This window comes from Bacillus sp. CGMCC 1.60114 (assembly GCF_042676365.1).
GTDB classification, from domain to species: Bacteria; Bacillota; Bacilli; order Bacillales; family Bacillaceae_G; genus Bacillus_A; species Bacillus_A rhizoplanae_A.
Genome location: NZ_JBHTHG010000012.1, coordinates 16514 through 31894, shown reverse-complemented (window position 1 = coordinate 31894; position 15381 = coordinate 16514). Strand labels below are relative to the sequence as shown.

The 15381-nt window shown below is 36.5% G+C and carries 16 protein-coding genes, 1 other RNA gene and 1 riboswitch; of the genes, 12 read left to right on the top strand and 5 right to left on the bottom strand.

The window, feature by feature from the left end:
- Positions 1-8 precede the first annotated feature (8 nt).
- Positions 9-359: a YppE family protein gene (locus ACFQZ1_RS06140; protein WP_377881226.1), complete on the top strand. Its 351-nt coding sequence runs from the start codon at positions 9-11 to the stop codon at positions 357-359.
- A gap of 116 nt (positions 360-475) precedes the next feature.
- On the opposite strand, the gene ACFQZ1_RS06135 is transcribed toward ACFQZ1_RS06140, so the two are convergent.
- Complete coding sequence (locus tag ACFQZ1_RS06135) at positions 476-685, bottom strand: YppF family protein (RefSeq protein ID WP_377881224.1); 210 nt, start codon at positions 683-685, stop codon at positions 476-478.
- A gap of 209 nt (positions 686-894) precedes the next feature.
- Here ACFQZ1_RS06135 and ACFQZ1_RS06130 point away from each other — a divergent pair, with 209 nt between their 5' ends.
- The 9 genes from ACFQZ1_RS06130 (at position 895) to ACFQZ1_RS06090 (ending at position 9061) form a co-directional block, all read left to right on the top strand.
- Positions 895-1293: a YppG family protein gene (locus ACFQZ1_RS06130; protein WP_377881223.1), complete on the top strand. Its 399-nt coding sequence runs from the start codon at positions 895-897 to the stop codon at positions 1291-1293.
- A 447-nt stretch (positions 1294-1740) separates the two neighbouring features.
- Positions 1741-2259: a spore coat protein gene (locus tag ACFQZ1_RS06125; RefSeq protein ID WP_377881222.1), complete on the top strand. Its 519-nt coding sequence runs from the start codon at positions 1741-1743 to the stop codon at positions 2257-2259.
- Positions 2260-2317: 58 nt separating this feature from the next.
- Positions 2318-2872 carry an SLOG family protein gene (locus ACFQZ1_RS06120; RefSeq protein WP_377881221.1) on the top strand — a complete coding sequence of 185 codons (555 nt, stop codon included), beginning with the start codon at positions 2318-2320 and terminating at the stop codon, positions 2870-2872.
- A 70-nt stretch (positions 2873-2942) separates the two neighbouring features.
- Positions 2943-3290 carry a cell division regulator GpsB gene (gpsB, locus tag ACFQZ1_RS06115; protein ID WP_098309365.1) on the top strand — a complete coding sequence of 116 codons (348 nt, stop codon included), beginning with the start codon at positions 2943-2945 and terminating at the stop codon, positions 3288-3290.
- Between the two features lie 87 nt (positions 3291-3377).
- Positions 3378-3766, top strand: an RNA gene (gene rnpB, locus ACFQZ1_RS06110) — RNase P RNA component class B.
- A 228-nt stretch (positions 3767-3994) separates the two neighbouring features.
- On the top strand, positions 3995-5131 hold the full coding sequence (locus tag ACFQZ1_RS06105) for a THUMP domain-containing class I SAM-dependent RNA methyltransferase (RefSeq protein ID WP_377881220.1): 1137 nt from the start codon (positions 3995-3997) through the stop codon (positions 5129-5131).
- A gap of 63 nt (positions 5132-5194) precedes the next feature.
- Positions 5195-5380, top strand: a complete 186-nt coding sequence (locus ACFQZ1_RS06100; RefSeq protein WP_377881219.1) for a DUF3921 family protein — start codon at positions 5195-5197, stop codon at positions 5378-5380.
- A 132-nt stretch (positions 5381-5512) separates the two neighbouring features.
- Positions 5513-7453 (top strand): ATP-dependent DNA helicase, encoded by a 1941-nt coding sequence (locus ACFQZ1_RS06095; protein WP_377881218.1) that lies wholly within the window; start codon positions 5513-5515, stop codon positions 7451-7453.
- 90 nt (positions 7454-7543) lie between these two features.
- Positions 7544-9061: a carboxypeptidase M32 gene (locus tag ACFQZ1_RS06090; RefSeq protein WP_377881216.1), complete on the top strand. Its 1518-nt coding sequence runs from the start codon at positions 7544-7546 to the stop codon at positions 9059-9061.
- Between the two features lie 173 nt (positions 9062-9234).
- Here ACFQZ1_RS06090 and ACFQZ1_RS06085 read toward each other — a convergent pair whose 3' ends face one another.
- Genes ACFQZ1_RS06085 through ACFQZ1_RS06075 form a run of 3 tightly spaced genes read right to left on the bottom strand, consistent with a single transcriptional unit; the run spans position 9235 to position 11531 of the window.
- Complete coding sequence (locus ACFQZ1_RS06085) at positions 9235-10884, bottom strand: b(o/a)3-type cytochrome-c oxidase subunit 1 (RefSeq protein ID WP_377881215.1); 1650 nt, start codon at positions 10882-10884, stop codon at positions 9235-9237.
- Positions 10881-11354 carry a cytochrome c oxidase subunit II gene (locus ACFQZ1_RS06080; RefSeq protein WP_377881214.1) on the bottom strand — a complete coding sequence of 158 codons (474 nt, stop codon included), beginning with the start codon at positions 11352-11354 and terminating at the stop codon, positions 10881-10883. The genes ACFQZ1_RS06085 and ACFQZ1_RS06080 overlap by 4 nt, the downstream gene beginning before the upstream one ends.
- A gap of 30 nt (positions 11355-11384) precedes the next feature.
- Positions 11385-11531, bottom strand: coding sequence for a cytochrome c oxidase subunit 2A (locus ACFQZ1_RS06075; protein WP_377881213.1), 147 nt, complete (start codon positions 11529-11531; stop codon positions 11385-11387).
- Between the two features lie 376 nt (positions 11532-11907).
- Positions 11908-12009, top strand: a riboswitch (purine riboswitch).
- Between the two features lie 107 nt (positions 12010-12116).
- Between ACFQZ1_RS06075 and ACFQZ1_RS06070 the strand changes: the two genes are divergently transcribed.
- Entirely contained in the window at positions 12117-12710 is a 594-nt protein-coding gene (locus tag ACFQZ1_RS06070) for a xanthine phosphoribosyltransferase (protein ID WP_377881212.1), read from the top strand.
- Between the two features lies 1 nt (position 12711).
- Complete coding sequence (gene pbuX, locus ACFQZ1_RS06065; protein WP_377881211.1) at positions 12712-14034, top strand: xanthine permease PbuX; 1323 nt, start codon at positions 12712-12714, stop codon at positions 14032-14034.
- Between the two features lie 14 nt (positions 14035-14048).
- On the opposite strand, the gene ACFQZ1_RS06060 is transcribed toward pbuX, so the two are convergent.
- Positions 14049-15212 carry a DUF418 domain-containing protein gene (locus ACFQZ1_RS06060; protein ID WP_377881210.1) on the bottom strand — a complete coding sequence of 388 codons (1164 nt, stop codon included), beginning with the start codon at positions 15210-15212 and terminating at the stop codon, positions 14049-14051.
- Between the last annotated feature and the right edge of the window lie 169 nt (positions 15213-15381).

The following is a 15381-nucleotide window of genomic DNA, read 5'->3' as shown; positions in this document are numbered from 1 at the left end:
TGGAAATAGTGGGATATATAGAATTGATTGAAGTAACAGAAAAAATAATTGAATATAATGATGAAACAATTGCGAAGGAAAGGGAACGCGAGAAACTTGAGTTTGACTTTTATCATGATATAAAACCATTTGTGTCTAAAGTAGATGAAGGATTAGAAGAATGGAAACAACTTGCGCTTGATTGGTTAAACCGAGAAAAGCCTAAATATATACATGTGCAGCAAATTGAACATGTATGTACAAATTTACAAAGTAATTCTTTACAGTGTTTTGCACAGAAAATAAATAAAAAGCGTTTTTATGAAACACATCAGGCGATTCATTATACATTACAAAATATTTTAGAACAGTGTAGGTGATAAGAGGGGAGCCCCCTCTTATTTTTATCCCGCAATTTAGGGCAGTAAGACCCCCGCCTCAAGATGTAGAAAGAAGTGAAGAAGGTATGTGGGGGTTAACTTATGAAAGTTTTGCTTTATATTTCTGTTACGATATCTTTTTCTGTTTCGTAAGCTGGTTTTGTAGCTCCAATTGTTTCTAGTTCACGTGTTACACTTCTATACTGTGATAAGCAAATTTTTCCTTGTAAATAAGAGTGTCTTGCAAAATCAAGTAACTCATTTAAATCCGCAGGTTCATACCCCTTTTTTTCGAAAAAATCTTGTTTTAACTCCCCTAATACCATGCTGATTCCTCCCCTATAAGAATCTTTTCTATTTAATGGTAGCATACAAACGCTTACTTTTTTATTTTTTTGAAAATTTAAATTTTGCGTAAGGTATAATTGATATTAATTTATCCTGCTCTGGAATTTTCAACTTAGAGATGATTACACATTTTTTTTACGATTTCATATTCTAACTATATAGCAAACCGTTAGAGGGGGGAGAATGTATGTTTCAACATTCTAGCATGTATCAGAATGAACAAGATCCATACTTACGTTATAATATGTACCCATTCATACCTTACTATATGAATCACACAAATTATTTTCAACCTTTTCAACTTCCACCAATGAACCAACCAATGAATCAATCAATGTTTTATCCACCGAAACAACCTATTCAATCTTCTTTTCATCCACATACGCCATACCCGATGATGAATAAACAAAATTATACAAAACAACAACAACAGCCAAGTCAATTTTCTAGTCTGATGTCGCAGTTTAAAACATCGGATGGAAATTATGACATTAATAAAATGATGGGTACTGCAGGTCAAATGATGAATGCAATGAATCAAATTACCGGTATTGTCAAACAAGTAGGGGGCTTTTTTATAAAGTGAAACTTCCTTTCATGGGCGCCTTTCCCATGAAAGGTTAGTTGAACAAATCGGGCTCACAAGGGCCGTTTTTCAATCTTTTACATAGGAAAATATGTGCGAAGGATTGAAGAAGGATTTTCTAAAATACGGATGATATGTGTAGGTTAATAAAAATCCAAATTTTGCATGTGAAATGTCATAAAAAAGAGTTGTTCGGACCTTCCATCCATTTTAAAATGACAGTAGCGTTAAAATATGATGTATGGAGAGGACGAATGTGAACAAGGTTATTTTACTTTTGTTTTTTGTCATGATTACATTAATTGTTTTTATTTTTACAAACTTTAAACAATTTTTATAGACAAATTTCCGATATAGAAATAGGTATTTGTAACAAACGGCTTTTACTCTTTTCTCATATTGTAAAGTGTAAGCTCATTTTCAAACTGTGAGAGGAGAGAGAGAACTATGTATCATTGTCATCCTTGCTTCGGGGGAGCAGCACCTTTCGGGGGAGCAGCACCTTTCGGGGGAGCAGCACCTTTCGGGGGAGCAGCACCTTTCGGGGGAGCAGTTGCACCTTTCGGGGGAGCAGTTGCACCTTTTGGGGGAGCAGTTTCACCAATTACAACAACACCTCCTATTGTGCATCCGACAAAATGTTGTGAAACACACACATTCTCAAAAATGGTGGTCCCTCATATTCACCCAACACATATGAAACATGTTCATCATCAGCAAGTGCAATCTCAGCATTTTTTCCCACAAACAAACTCTGCTGCAACTGTTATAGACCCTGTTGATCCAGGATTTGTTGGTGGATTTGGTGGATATGGCCCATATGGTCCTCAAGTATCGCCATTTGGTCCAAATGTTGGACCAAATGTAAGTCCAGCAATGTTACCGCCAGGCCCAAATGTTGGACCAAATGTAAGTCCAGCAATGTTACCACCAGGCCCAAATGTTGGTGGCATGTTTAAAAAGTAAGTGCTATGCTAGAACTAGCAAATTGCTAGTTCTTTTTTTTAGAGAAGGGGCGTTTCATATGAAAGTTGTAGCTGTTACAGGATATAAGCCATTTGAACTAGGCATTTTTTCAAATGACCATCCTGGAATTTCTTACATAAAAAAAGCGATACATCAAAGACTGCTTTCTTTGTTAGAAGAAGGATTAGAATGGGTTATGATTAGCGGACAATTAGGGATTGAGCTATGGGCAGCTGAAGTTGTATTTGATTTGCAATTGGAGTATTCAGATTTGAAATTAGCTGTATTTACCCCTTTTTTAGAGCAAGAAGAAAATTGGAAAGAAAACAATCGGGAGTATTATGAATTTATTCTTTCACAAGCTGATCACGTAGATAGTATAACGAAGCGGAAATATGAAAGCCCAGAGCAATTCCGGCTAAAAAATCAGTTTTTCATTGAAAAAAGTGATGCACTACTTGCTATGTATGATGAAGAGAAACCAGGAAGTCCTAAATATATGGTAGAGGTAGCAAAAAAAAAGGAAGAAGCACAAAATTATCAATGCTATTTTATACTTTTTTCTGATTTACAAGATATAATAGAAGAAGAACAGTGGAATAAGGATATATGATTGACAAAACGGACTGTTTCTGAAAAAATTTACTTAATGAAAGTTTTGGTAAAGACTTGAGGTGGAATAAATGATTTCTGATAAAATTAAGTTAACAGCGAAAGACATTTTAGAAAAAGAGTTTAAAACGGGAATGCGAGGCTATCAACAAGAAGAAGTAGACAAATTTTTAGACATGATTATTAAGGATTATGAAGCATTCCATAAAGAAATTGAACAATTACAACAACAAAATTCACGTTTAAAGCAAGAATTGGAGCAACAAAAAGCAATGGCACAACAAGTGCAATCTCAGCCAGCGCCAACTCCAGCTCCTGTTCCTACTCCGCAACCAGTTTATAACAATACGAATACAGATATTTTAAAACGTCTGTCGAATTTGGAAAAAGCTGTGTTTGGAAGTAAGTTGTACGAATAATGGAAGCATCTAAATAAACTTGTAGCAATTTACATGCAAAAAACGTTGCAAAATATTTATGTTTCCACTATACTAATTCATGTCATAACGTTTGGGTAATCGCTGCAACGCTTTGTTGTAGAGGAAAGTCCATGCTCGCACGACCTGAGATGGTCGTAGTGTTCGTGCCTAGCGAAGTCATAAGCTAGGGTATTCTGGCGTAACGCTGGATTAACGGCAGGGAAAAAACCTAAGTCCATTGGATATGGTTTGACTACCTTTAAAGTGCCACAGTGACGAAGTCCCAGAAGAAATGATGGGAGTGGAACGAGGTAAACCCCACGAGCGAGAAACCCAAATATTGGTAGGGGAACTTTTCCTAAGGAAATGAACGATGGGAAAAGACAGATGCAATTGCTCTGTAGATAGATGATTGCCACCGGAGTACGAGGCGTGGGCCGTTTGCAGTACAAAGGTACAGAACATGGCTTACAGAACGTTATGAACCAATCATGAGTTTGTTCAGCTCTCCTTTGTAAGAGGAGGGCTTTTTATTTGTATGAAGTGTTACAGTATGAGTTAAAATGGTAAAGAAGTTCTATCCGCTTAAATAGGCGGTATTTTTTCTTGTTGTATGAAGGTAAGAGTTCGATTGGTTCAACTAACTTTTCGTGAGAAGAGTGTTCACGAAAGAAAGTTTTACTTTATTTATGAGGAGAATGAAGATGGGAAAAGTTACTTTAATTGCAACTGCTGCAATGGGAATTGAGGCGCTTGTTGCAAGAGAAGTTCGCGATCTCGGTTATGAATGCCAGGTAGATAATGGGAAAGTAACGTTTGAAGCGGACGAAAAGGCAATTTGTCGCAGTAATTTATGGCTCCGTACAGCGGATCGTGTGAAAATTAAAGTTGGCGAATTTAAGGCAACAACTTTTGATGAATTATTTGAAAAAACAAAGGCATTAAATTGGGGAGATTATATTCCGGAAAATGGAGAATTCCCTGTTATTGGTAAATCTATCAAATCTACATTATTTAGTGTACCTGATTGCCAAAGTATCGTAAAAAAAGCAGTCGTTGAAAAATTAAAAAGTACATACAGACGTACAACATGGTTTGAGGAGAATGGCCCGCTATTTCGTATCGAAGTTGCGTTATTAAAAGATGTTGCAACGTTGACAATTGATGCAAGTGGTGTTGGGCTTCATAAGCGTGGATATCGCGTTGGACAAGGGGATGCACCGTTGAAAGAAACGTTGGCAGCTTCATTAATTATGTTAACCAACTGGAAGGCAGATCGCCCGTTTGTAGATCCTTTTTGTGGTTCTGGAACGATTCCAATTGAAGCCGCATTAATTGGTCAAAACATTGCTCCAGGCTTTAACCGTGATTTTGCTTCTGATGGATGGGGTTGGATTGGTAAACAAAATTGGGATGAAGCTCGTCAAGAAGTGGAAGACTTAGCGAATTACGATCAACCGCTTCAAATTATCGGATCAGATATTGATCATCGTATGGTACAAGTTGCCCAGGATAATGCTGATGAAGTAGGGCTTAGTGATCTTATTACATTTAAGCAAATGCAAGTAAAAGATTTTACAACAAAAGAGGAATATGGTTACGTTGTGACGAATCCTCCATACGGAGAGCGTTTAAGTGAAAAACCGCTTGTTGAAAAAATGTATGCAGAGATGGGACAAGCATTCCGCCCGCTGGATACTTGGTCTTTATATGTATTAACAAGCCATCCAGAGTTTGAGAAATGGTACGGCAAGGATGCATCGAAGAAACGAAAATTATTTAATGGATTTATTCGTACTGATTACTATCAGTATTTCGGCAAACGCCCACCGCGTAATTAGTATAAAACTTCTTTAGAACGCATATACTTGCTATTATGCGATAATCTAAAGGAGGAAGCGCTAATGGATGGTTTGCAATTTTCTATGATTCAAAAGGCTATTCATCATACACATGATGAATTAGAAAAAGAAGTAAACCTTCACGGCGTAGCGGATCATGAATTACAAAGAGCACGTGAAGAGTATTTATCAGCTTTATCACATGAAACATTGATTGATAAACGGTATTTAAAATCATTGATAGAGTAAAAAAGTTTTCCTGCATCTAGGAAAACTTTTTTCGCTCGTTTGTTATGTAAGCAACAAGAAAACAGCAACTGCTCTTTTTATGAGTGGTTGCTCTGTCTTTTTATATAGAAATTATGTAGTTGGAGGAATACGATGTTTACGAAGCAAAAGCTGCCATTTGAAGTGGGGAAACAAGATAATTTTTTCGACAAGTTAAATGAGTGGATTGGAGACGTATTTTACGATATTTTACCAGAAAAGGGATTTGAAGAGCGTGACGAGCAAATTTTTATGGCGTTCCAATTAGAGCGAGCATTTCAAGAGAAGAAAGTAATGTTCTCTGAAGCGGGTGTTGGAACGGGGAAAACAATTGTATATCTTCTTTATGCGATTTGTTATGCACGTTATACGGGGAAACCAGCTATTATTGCTTGTGCAGACGAAACGTTGATTGAGCAGCTTGTAAAAGAAGAAGGGGACATTGCCAAATTATCAGAAGCATTAGGATTATCTGTCGATGTACGTTTGGCAAAATCAATGGATAATTATCTATGTTTACGTAAACTCGAAGATGTAATGAGTGGACGAGCTCCGGAAGTGATTGAAGATTTATATTATGAATTGCCTCAATTCGTATTTGATCATGGAACAATGCAAAACTTTACTCATTACGGCGATCGAAAAGAATTTCCGTTATTAAACGATGAAGAATGGTCTAAAGTATCTTGGGATTATTTCCAGGACTGTTTCACATGTGAGTCCCGTCATCGCTGCGGACAAACGTTATCTCGTGAACATTATCGTAAAGCAGCAGATTTAATTATTTGTTCGCAAGATTTCTACATGGATCATATTTGGACATATGATGCACGTAAACGTGAAGGGCAAATGCCATTGTTACCGGAAAGTAGCTGCGTTGTTTTTGATGAAGGGCATCTTGTAGAATATGCAGCGCAAAAAGCACTTACGTATCGTTTAAAACAAACAATGATGGAACAACTTTTAACAAGATTACTGCAAAATGATATTCGCGAAGAGTTTGCTCATTTAGTAGAAGAAACAATTTGGCAAACGGAACAGTTCTTTGAAGCGCTAAAAGAAAGTAAGAAAGAAATTGCTGGTTCTGATCGTTTAGAAATTCAATTAACAGAAAAAGTAATGACAGAAGCAAAGCGCTTATATGCAAAAATTTCTGAAGTTGGCGACGCGCTTGTTTTTGAAAGTGAAATGTATACTGTGAACACATATGATTTAAATATTGTTGACGAACATTTAGATGTATTAGAACATTCATTACGTTTGTTTATGCATGAGAAAAATGTAATTACGTGGGGAGAAGAAGGCGATGGTACCTTTACGCTTGTTATCATGCCGCGTGCGGTGGAAGAAGTGCTGCAAGAAAAAGTATTCTCCAAAAAAATTCCGTACATTTTCTCATCTGCGACATTGTCAGAAAACAATTCTTTTGCATTTATTGCAAATAGTTTAGGAGTAAAGGATTATTTATCATTTTCAGTTGCTTCTCCATTCGAATATGAAGAGCAAATGAAAGTATATTTACCAACATATGCAAAAGAGAATGAATGGGAAAAAAAATGTCAGTATGCATTAGAAGAAATTCAAAAAACAAATGGACGCACATTAATTCTATTCCGTACAAAACAAGAATTAATAGCGTTTAAAGAATATGTAGGTAAAGAACAAATGTCAGTACCGTTTTTATATGAAGGAGATCAAGAGATTAGTCAGCTTGTTTCTCGATTCCAAAATGAAGAGGAAACGGTATTATGTGCGGTTCATTTATGGGAAGGTTTAGATATTCCTGGTTCTTCGCTATCTCATGTTATTATTTGGTCACTTCCATTTCCTCCGAATGACCCTGTATTTGAAGCGAAGCGCAAGCACGTAAATGATCCGTTTTGGGATGTTGATGTTCCGTATATGATTTTACGTCTTCGTCAAGGAATTGGGCGTTTAATTCGTACGAGTGAAGATAAAGGATGTATTTCGTTATTCTTATCAGAAGGTGAGAATAAAAAAGTAGTAGAAGCTGTCAAACAAGTTCTCCCAGTAGAAGGGGAAATGTTACAATAAGCTTGGCATATGCCAAGCTTATTTATATATAAGAGGAATTTGTGTAGTTGTGTTGAATTAAAGTGGAGTAGGAAAAGGAGGGTTTTGAATATGACGGCAGTTACATATGAAATTGAAAAAGAGTTTCTAGCTTTTATAAAGAAAATGATGAATTATGAGGAAGCGCTGAACCTTATATTTTGGGATTTACGCACAGGTGCGCCCAAAAACGGTGTAGATCAACGTTCTGAAGTAATTGGTATGCTTTCTGCAGAAGTGTTTGATATGTCAACTTCTAAAGAGATGGAGGCCTATTTAATAGGATTAGAAGAGTTAATTGCAGAAGGAAAACTCTCAGATGTGACAAGAAAAACTGTAGAAGAGTGCCGAAAAGAATATGATCGAAATAAAAAAATTCCAAAGAATGAATACGAGGAATTCGTCAAATTACAAGCAAAAGCAGAGAGTGTGTGGGAAGAAGCACGCGAAAAATCTGATTTTGAAATGTTCCGTCCATACTTAGAAAAGATTGTTGAATATAAAAAGAAGTTTATTACATATTGGGGTTATGAAACATACAAGTATAATACATTATTAGATATGTACGAACCTGGTGTAACAGTAGAAGTATTAGACCGCGTATTTGGACAATTACGTGAGCGTATTGTTCCGCTTGTTGGGAAAATTGCTAGCGCAAGTAAAATGCTGCAAACGGAAGCCTTAAGTAAACATTTTTCCAAGGAGCAGCAAAAACAATTTAGTTTACAACTACTAAAGCAATTAGATTATAATTTTGATGCAGGTCGTTTAGACGAAACAGTGCATCCATTTGCAATTACATTAAATCGCGGTGATGTCCGTATTACAACACGTTATGATGAAAATGATTTCCGCATGGCGATATTTGGAACAATTCATGAATGCGGTCATGCAGTGTATGAACAAAATATTTCAAAAGAATTAGAAGGTACACCGCTTTGTGATGGTACATCTATGGGTATTCATGAATCACAATCTTTATTCTTTGAGAATTTTATTGGTCACAATAAGTCGTTCTGGATGAAGAACTATGATTTATTAAAACAATATACAGATGGTCAATTTAATAATCTGTCTGTGGATGAATTCTACGATGCAATTAATGAATCGAAACCATCTTTCATTCGTATTGAAGCGGATGAATTAACGTACCCACTTCATGTGATGGTTCGTTATGAAATTGAAAAAGAATTATTTGATGGAACATTAGAAGTTAAAGACTTACCATCTGTTTGGAACGAAAAAATGGAGAACTACCTAGGAATTCGTCCGGAAAACGACGCACAAGGTGTACTGCAAGATGTACACTGGGCTGGTGGGGATTTCGGATACTTCCCATCATATGCACTTGGTTACATGTATGCAGCACAATTCAAGCATAAGATGCTAGAAGATATTCCAAATTTTGATGAACTATTAGAAGAAGGAAATGTTGCACCAATTCGTGAATGGTTAACAAAAAATATTCACCAATATGGAAAAATGAAAAAACCGTTAGAAATTTTACAAGATGTAACGGGTGAAGGATTAAATGCGAACTATTTAGCGGATTATTTAGAAACAAAATACAAGGGGATTTATGAACTATAAGGTATATGAAGGATATTCGCTTTTGATGCGAATATCCTTTTTTATCCCGTTATTCGTGGGCAGTAGGACTCCCACCTCAAGATTAAGAGAAAAGCGAAGAAGATAGGTGGGGGATGAGGAATCCCCCACTGATGGAAGTTTCACTTTATTATGTTTATCCAGCATGAATGACTTTACCACATTTTAAACCCTTTTGAACCTGGCGGTGCGTTTTGAATCATATCGATAAATGGGATGGTATATGCGAATAAAATAAGCAGTGCAGTAATTCCAAGCCATAGTTTCCAATTTTCAAAGACAATTGGTGGCTGATCAGATGCATCTGATACTTCTCCAACTGGAAATTCTGTGTGCCCTTTTGGCGCAAAGAAAGCAAGGTCTAAGAAGATAATAATTGCTAATATAATGCCGACAAATAAGATTGTTCCTCCGACTGCTTGTGCAATTTGATATGGTATCCATTCAATAGCTTGCGGTGCATTTCCATATGTGGAAAAAGAAGAGCGGCGCGGTGCTCCTAATAATCCAGCAAAGTGCATCCCAGCAGACATGAAGAACATTCCAAGTGCCCATACACAAGTTTGAATCATTGCAAGACGATTCATTTCTGTTGTCATCACGCGTCCTGTTAAGTGCGGGATAAGCCAATAGCCAATGCCGAAAAATGTAAGCACAACAGATGTGGCTAATGTTAAGTGAAAATGTCCTGTTATCCAGATTGTATTATGGACAACTTGGTTTAATTGATGGCTTGCATTCACAAGTCCTCCTGCTCCGGCTGGAATGAACATAAGCATTCCGACGAACGGTGCAAAGAATCTAGCATCGGACCATGGAAGCATACGTAGCCAACCAAATAGTCCAGTTGCTCCTCTTGAGCGTCCGTATTGCTCAAATGATGCAAATAGAGAGAATGCTGTCATTAATGAAGGTATGATCACCATGAATGTTAAGACAACTTGTAAGTATTTCCATCCCGGGTCGATACCTGGTTCTGTTAATTGATGATGAAATCCAACTGGAACCGAAAATAATAAGAATAAAATAAATGATAAACGAGCAAGTGAATCACTAAAAATTTTTCCGCCAATAATCTTCGGAATGATGACATACCATGCCATATAGGCAGGGAGAAGCCAAAAATAGACAAGTGGATGGCCGAAGTACCAAAATAATGTTCGGCTAACAAGTACATCGATTTTATCAACGATGCCTAAACTCCAAGGAATAAATTGAACGAGTGCTGTTGCAGCAACGCCAAGAGTAGCAACAAGCCAAAGCAGCATTGTAATAACAGCCATGAAGCTAAGTAATGGACCATTTTTTCCTTTATTTTGTTTTTTCCATGTGCGATAATGAGCAAACATTGCAAAGCCGCTAAACCAGCTGCCGACAACAACGAGGGTAAGACCGATGTAAAATCCAGGATGAGCTTTTAACGGAGCATAAAATGTATAGAGAACAGTAGCTTTATTTAATAGTATAAAAATGGCAGTAATAGTTGTTCCAATCGTCATAAGCCAAAAACCAATCCAACCTGTTGTTCGTACCCCTTTTGAAAGAATCCCAGCAGTTTTGCTCATACAAGCAAACAAAAAGCCAATAATAAAAAATGTTGTTAATACGAGGCCAAGTAACACACCATGTGTTGTTAGTACTTGGTAATAACCAATTCCAGCTGGAAGATTAAACTTTCCAGAGCGGACAAGTACTTGCAGTAATCCGCATAATCCTCCTAAAAACAGAGCGATAAATGCAACATGTATATGAGCCATCGCAAGTTTGGCATCTTTTTTATATGTTTTATCTTGAACATGCATCATTTGTCAGTCACCTCTACTTTCGCACTCATCATATGATGGCCTGTACCACAATATTCATTGCATACGATTAAATATTCACCGGGCTTGTGGAATACTTGAGAAGCTGTACTAACATAGCCAGGTTCAACCATCATATTCACATTTGTCCCAGCAATTTCAAAGCCATGCACAACATCTTTCGTTGCGACAACAAAGTCAACTTTGGCACCTTTTGGCACTTTAATCACATTTGGTGTAAAGGAAAAAGCTTGTGAGACAATTGTTACTTGATAATGATCTTTACCAACTTGTTTTACACCAGGATGATCAAACGGAGCAGTCGCATTTACTTTTTCTGGATCAATTGTTGTTAAACAGCTGGGCGGCTGGTTTCCCATATAAAAGGCGCTTATTCCAATTACAGCTAAAAATACAAACAATGAACCAATACCGAAAATGAGCCAAATTTTTTCGTACTTATGCAAGTGCATATCCCATCTCCCCTTTGTTTACCAATAACATTACAAGCGATTTAAAAAAATTTGGTACACACTAAACCATGTGAAAATTAAAAAGAAGCCGAGTAAAAAAACAGAAATCAATGTTCCTTTTAATGAACTTTTCTTTTGCTGTTTCTTTCCGACTGGCTGTAGTTTACGCTCTCCCATTTTTCTCCCTCCCTTGAGAAAGTAAATCTTACATTTTTATCATACAAAATATTTCGACAACTTCTATATAGTCGGTGGTGCTTTCAAAAAGTGTTCATTGATACAATTAAAACTATGTTTATGATGAAAAGTTGATAAATCGTGATTTATTACATATTTTGTAGCAAGGAATTGTGAAAGAAATGTGAATTAGGTAGTTCATTCACGATGCTAAAAAGATAATTGATTTTGAATTTCTTGAAAAATATGCGAATGATTACAAAATGAAAGAGGTTTCAAAAGTCGAACGAAAATTGTACATTTTTGAAATTTGTACGTGTTTTTTTCGAGGAATGCTTTTCAAAGTAAAAAAAGTGCGTTATAATCCTTTTATTAAATTAAATAAGTTAGCGACACTCATATAATCGCAGGAATATGGCCTGCAAGTTTCTACCGAAGTACCGTAAATGCTTCGACTATGAGTGAGGACGAATATATGCTGTAGCTGCATTCTTTTTTGCAAAGCTCCAAAAGCACGTCCCTCACTTGTATTGAGTGAAGGCTGCTTTTGGAGTTTTTTTATTTGCATAAGAGGAGGAACAAATTATGAAGTTATTACAAGAGAAGATTATGGAGGAAGGAAAAGTATTATCGGATGATGTGTTAAAAGTGGATGCATTTTTAAACCATCAAATTGATCCAGTGCTTATGCAAGAAATCGGAAAAGAATTTGCCAAGCGTTTTAAAGATGAGAATATTACAAAAATCGTGACGATTGAGTCTTCAGGAATTGCTCCAGCTGTGATGGCTGCATTAGAATTTGGTGTAACAGTTGTTTTTGCAAGAAAACGTAAATCGTTAACGTTACAAGATAATATGTATATTGCAAAAGTATATTCCTATACAAAACAAGAAACGAATGAAATCTCCATATCAAAACAATATATACATGAAGGCGATCGTGTTCTTATTATTGATGACTTTTTAGCAAATGGTCAGGCAGCACTTGGTTTAATGAGTTTAGTTCAACAAGCAGGAGCAACAGTAGCGGGTATCGGAATCGTGATTGAAAAAGCATTTCAAGATGGAGGAGGTAAATTACGTGAGAGCGGCGTTCGCGTAGAATCGTTGGCAGAAATCGCATCGCTTGATAATGGTACAGTTCGTTTTGTCGAACATGCGGCAGCGGAGGTGAAATAAGATGAAGCAACACCCTCTTAAGATTGCATCTCTTGGTATTCAACATATGTTGGCAATGTATGCTGGGGCAGTTATCGTTCCGCTTATTGTTGGAGGCGGACTTGGGTTGAATCAGCGTGAACTTACGTATTTAGTATCAATTGATTTATTAATGTGTGGCATTGCGACAATTTTACAAGCGTTAACGAATCGTTTCTTCGGTATTGGACTTCCAGTTGTACTAGGTTGTACTTTTACAGCAGTCGGACCGATGATTGCTATCGGTAAGCAATATGGGGTATCTGCTGTATATGGTTCTATTATTGCAGCAGGACTATTTGTTGTTTTATTTTCTAGTGTATTTGGAAAGCTTGTAAAGCTGTTTCCACCAGTTGTTACGGGTTCAGTTGTAACAGTTATTGGAGTTACATTAGTTCCAGTCGCGATTAACGATATGGCTGGTGGTGTAGGAAGCAAAGATTTTGGTAGTTTATCTAATTTAGCATTAGCATTTGGAGTATTGTTATTTATCATCATCATGTATCGTTTTTTTGATGGTTTCATTCGCTCTATCTCTATCTTATTAGGGTTATTATTTGGTACAGTCATTGCTGCGTTAATGGGAAAGGTAAGTTTACAAGCAGTAGCGGAAGCAGATTGGTTTCATGGTGTGCAGCCATTTTACTTCGGTACACCAACATTCGAATTAACACCTATCATTACAATGATTCTCGTTGCTTGTGTTGGAATTGTCGAAGCAACAGGAGTTTATTTTGCACTATCGGATATTTGTAATAAAAAAATTGGTGAAAAAGAATTAGCAAAGGGATATCGTGCAGAAGGAATTGCAATGATGTTAGGTGGTATTTTTAACTCATTTCCGTATACGACATATTCACAAAATGTAGGTCTTGTTCAACTGACAGGTGTGCGCAATCGTGTTGTCATTTACACATGTGGCGGTATGTTAATTGTACTTGGATTTATTCCAAAGATTGCAGCATTAACAACAATTATTCCAACGCCGGTACTTGGCGGTGCAATGCTTGCTATGTTCGGAATGGTTATGGCATATGGCATTAAAATGTTAAGCGCTGTTAACTTTGCAAAACAGGAAAACTTATTAATTGTTGCGTGCTCTGTTGGGATTGGTCTTGGTGTAACAGTTGTGCCAACGTTATTCTCGCAGCTTCCAGAGAGCGTTCGTATTTTAACAGATAACGGAATTGTATTAGGAAGTGCTTCAGCAGTACTTTTAAATATTGTGTTTAATATGGTTCCGCAAAAACAAACGAAAGTAAAAGAAGAGCAAGTTGCAATGCAAAGTGCTGTTTCTGAAGCGTAAAACAAAGAAGTATCTCACGATGAGATACTTCTTTGTTTTTTTATCGGCATGTTTTTTCCGTAAGTACCAAGACGCCAAATATATTCAAGTGGTCCATACTCATAACGAGATAGCCACCAGCGGCTAAAAAAGATTTGAATGATGTAGAAGCCGATACAGAAAAGTGTGCCGCCCCATAGTGGGAATATGATATTTTCTTGAAATAGTAAACCGAATACCAATAAGGTTACAATAGTTTGCGAAATATAATTTGTTAATGCCATGCGGCCAACATATTGGAAGGGCCGGAATATTTTTTGCCATTTTGCATGCTGCAATAGACGTATAAGTGTGAGAATGTAAAAAATGAATAATGTTTTTCCGCTTAACGTAATAAAGGCAATCATCTTAAATGGTACGTATGAATCGTTCATTTTAAAATAGACAATCATAATCCCCCATGTTGGCAAAGTAGCGATGAAGGTAATGATTTGCCATTTCTTTAGCTTTGTATCAATGTCTTTTACATGGCGGAAAATTTCTTTTTTGCCGGCATATAGACCGAGTAAAAAGAGGCCAACTGTTTCCGGTAGTACCATAAGAGAAATAGCTTCAGAGTAAAAAGAGGTGAAGCGATCTTGAACTTGCAAGATCCAATCTTGTAATGGAACAACAGGAGCGGAAAAATCTCCAAGTTTTTCAGATGGAACGACTAGTAACGTTAAACTAGCAAGCAACATAATAAATTCCCATATACTTAACAAAATAATAGACCAGATCAGTAAAGTTTTTGGTTGCCTTTTATAAAATAAAAGGAGAACGAATCCGCTAATCGCATAATTATGTAAAATATCGCCGTCCCAAAATAACACATAATGTAAAAATCCAAACAATAACAATATCAGTAGTCTACGTATAAATAGTAATTTTGGACGATTTGTTTTTTCTTCAGCACGTTTCATAAAAATATAAAAACCAAGGCCGAACAAAAAGGAAAAAATTGTGTAAAATTTTGTTTGGACAAACAGATCATAAAATAGTCGGATGTAACGATCCAATCCTTCGTAAACATTTGTTAGATCTCTTGAGTCAATGCCAGCTAATACAGGCCAATTTACAAGGAAAATGCCAAAGACCGCAATTCCTCGTATGATATCAATGGAATGAATCCTCTCGCTTTGTGAAATGCTTTTTATCATACTTCATCTCCTTTTCTATATATTTCTTTTAGTATATACGGTATAAAAATTGGTGGTATATATATTTCCAATATTTTTAACTGTTAACATTTCTTTGGTGAGTTATAATAAGAGGGCACAACAATCCTACTACTCCTTTAAAACTGGCAGTATAAAAGCTCTCCGAAAG

Bases quoted from the DNA above. Each gene is read 5' to 3' on its own strand.
- ACFQZ1_RS06135 (WP_377881224.1), bottom strand. From the start codon at position 685: ATGGTATTAGGGGAGTTAAAACAAGATTTTTTCGAAAAAAAGGGGTAT.
- ACFQZ1_RS06130 (WP_377881223.1), top strand. From the start codon at position 895: ATGTTTCAACATTCTAGCATGTATCAGAATGAACAAGATCCATACTTA.
- ACFQZ1_RS06125 (WP_377881222.1), top strand. From the start codon at position 1,741: ATGTATCATTGTCATCCTTGCTTCGGGGGAGCAGCACCTTTCGGGGGA.
- ACFQZ1_RS06120 (WP_377881221.1), top strand. From the start codon at position 2,318: ATGAAAGTTGTAGCTGTTACAGGATATAAGCCATTTGAACTAGGCATT.
- gpsB (WP_098309365.1), top strand. From the start codon at position 2,943: ATGATTTCTGATAAAATTAAGTTAACAGCGAAAGACATTTTAGAAAAA.
- ACFQZ1_RS06105 (WP_377881220.1), top strand. From the start codon at position 3,995: ATGGGAAAAGTTACTTTAATTGCAACTGCTGCAATGGGAATTGAGGCG.
- ACFQZ1_RS06100 (WP_377881219.1), top strand. From the start codon at position 5,195: ATGGATGGTTTGCAATTTTCTATGATTCAAAAGGCTATTCATCATACA.
- ACFQZ1_RS06095 (WP_377881218.1), top strand. From the start codon at position 5,513: ATGTTTACGAAGCAAAAGCTGCCATTTGAAGTGGGGAAACAAGATAAT.
- ACFQZ1_RS06090 (WP_377881216.1), top strand. From the start codon at position 7,544: ATGACGGCAGTTACATATGAAATTGAAAAAGAGTTTCTAGCTTTTATA.
- ACFQZ1_RS06085 (WP_377881215.1), bottom strand. From the start codon at position 10,884: ATGATGCATGTTCAAGATAAAACATATAAAAAAGATGCCAAACTTGCG.
- ACFQZ1_RS06080 (WP_377881214.1), bottom strand. From the start codon at position 11,354: ATGCACTTGCATAAGTACGAAAAAATTTGGCTCATTTTCGGTATTGGT.
- ACFQZ1_RS06075 (WP_377881213.1), bottom strand. From the start codon at position 11,531: ATGGGAGAGCGTAAACTACAGCCAGTCGGAAAGAAACAGCAAAAGAAA.
- ACFQZ1_RS06070 (WP_377881212.1), top strand. From the start codon at position 12,117: ATGAAGTTATTACAAGAGAAGATTATGGAGGAAGGAAAAGTATTATCG.
- pbuX (WP_377881211.1), top strand. From the start codon at position 12,712: ATGAAGCAACACCCTCTTAAGATTGCATCTCTTGGTATTCAACATATG.
- ACFQZ1_RS06060 (WP_377881210.1), bottom strand. From the start codon at position 15,212: ATGATAAAAAGCATTTCACAAAGCGAGAGGATTCATTCCATTGATATC.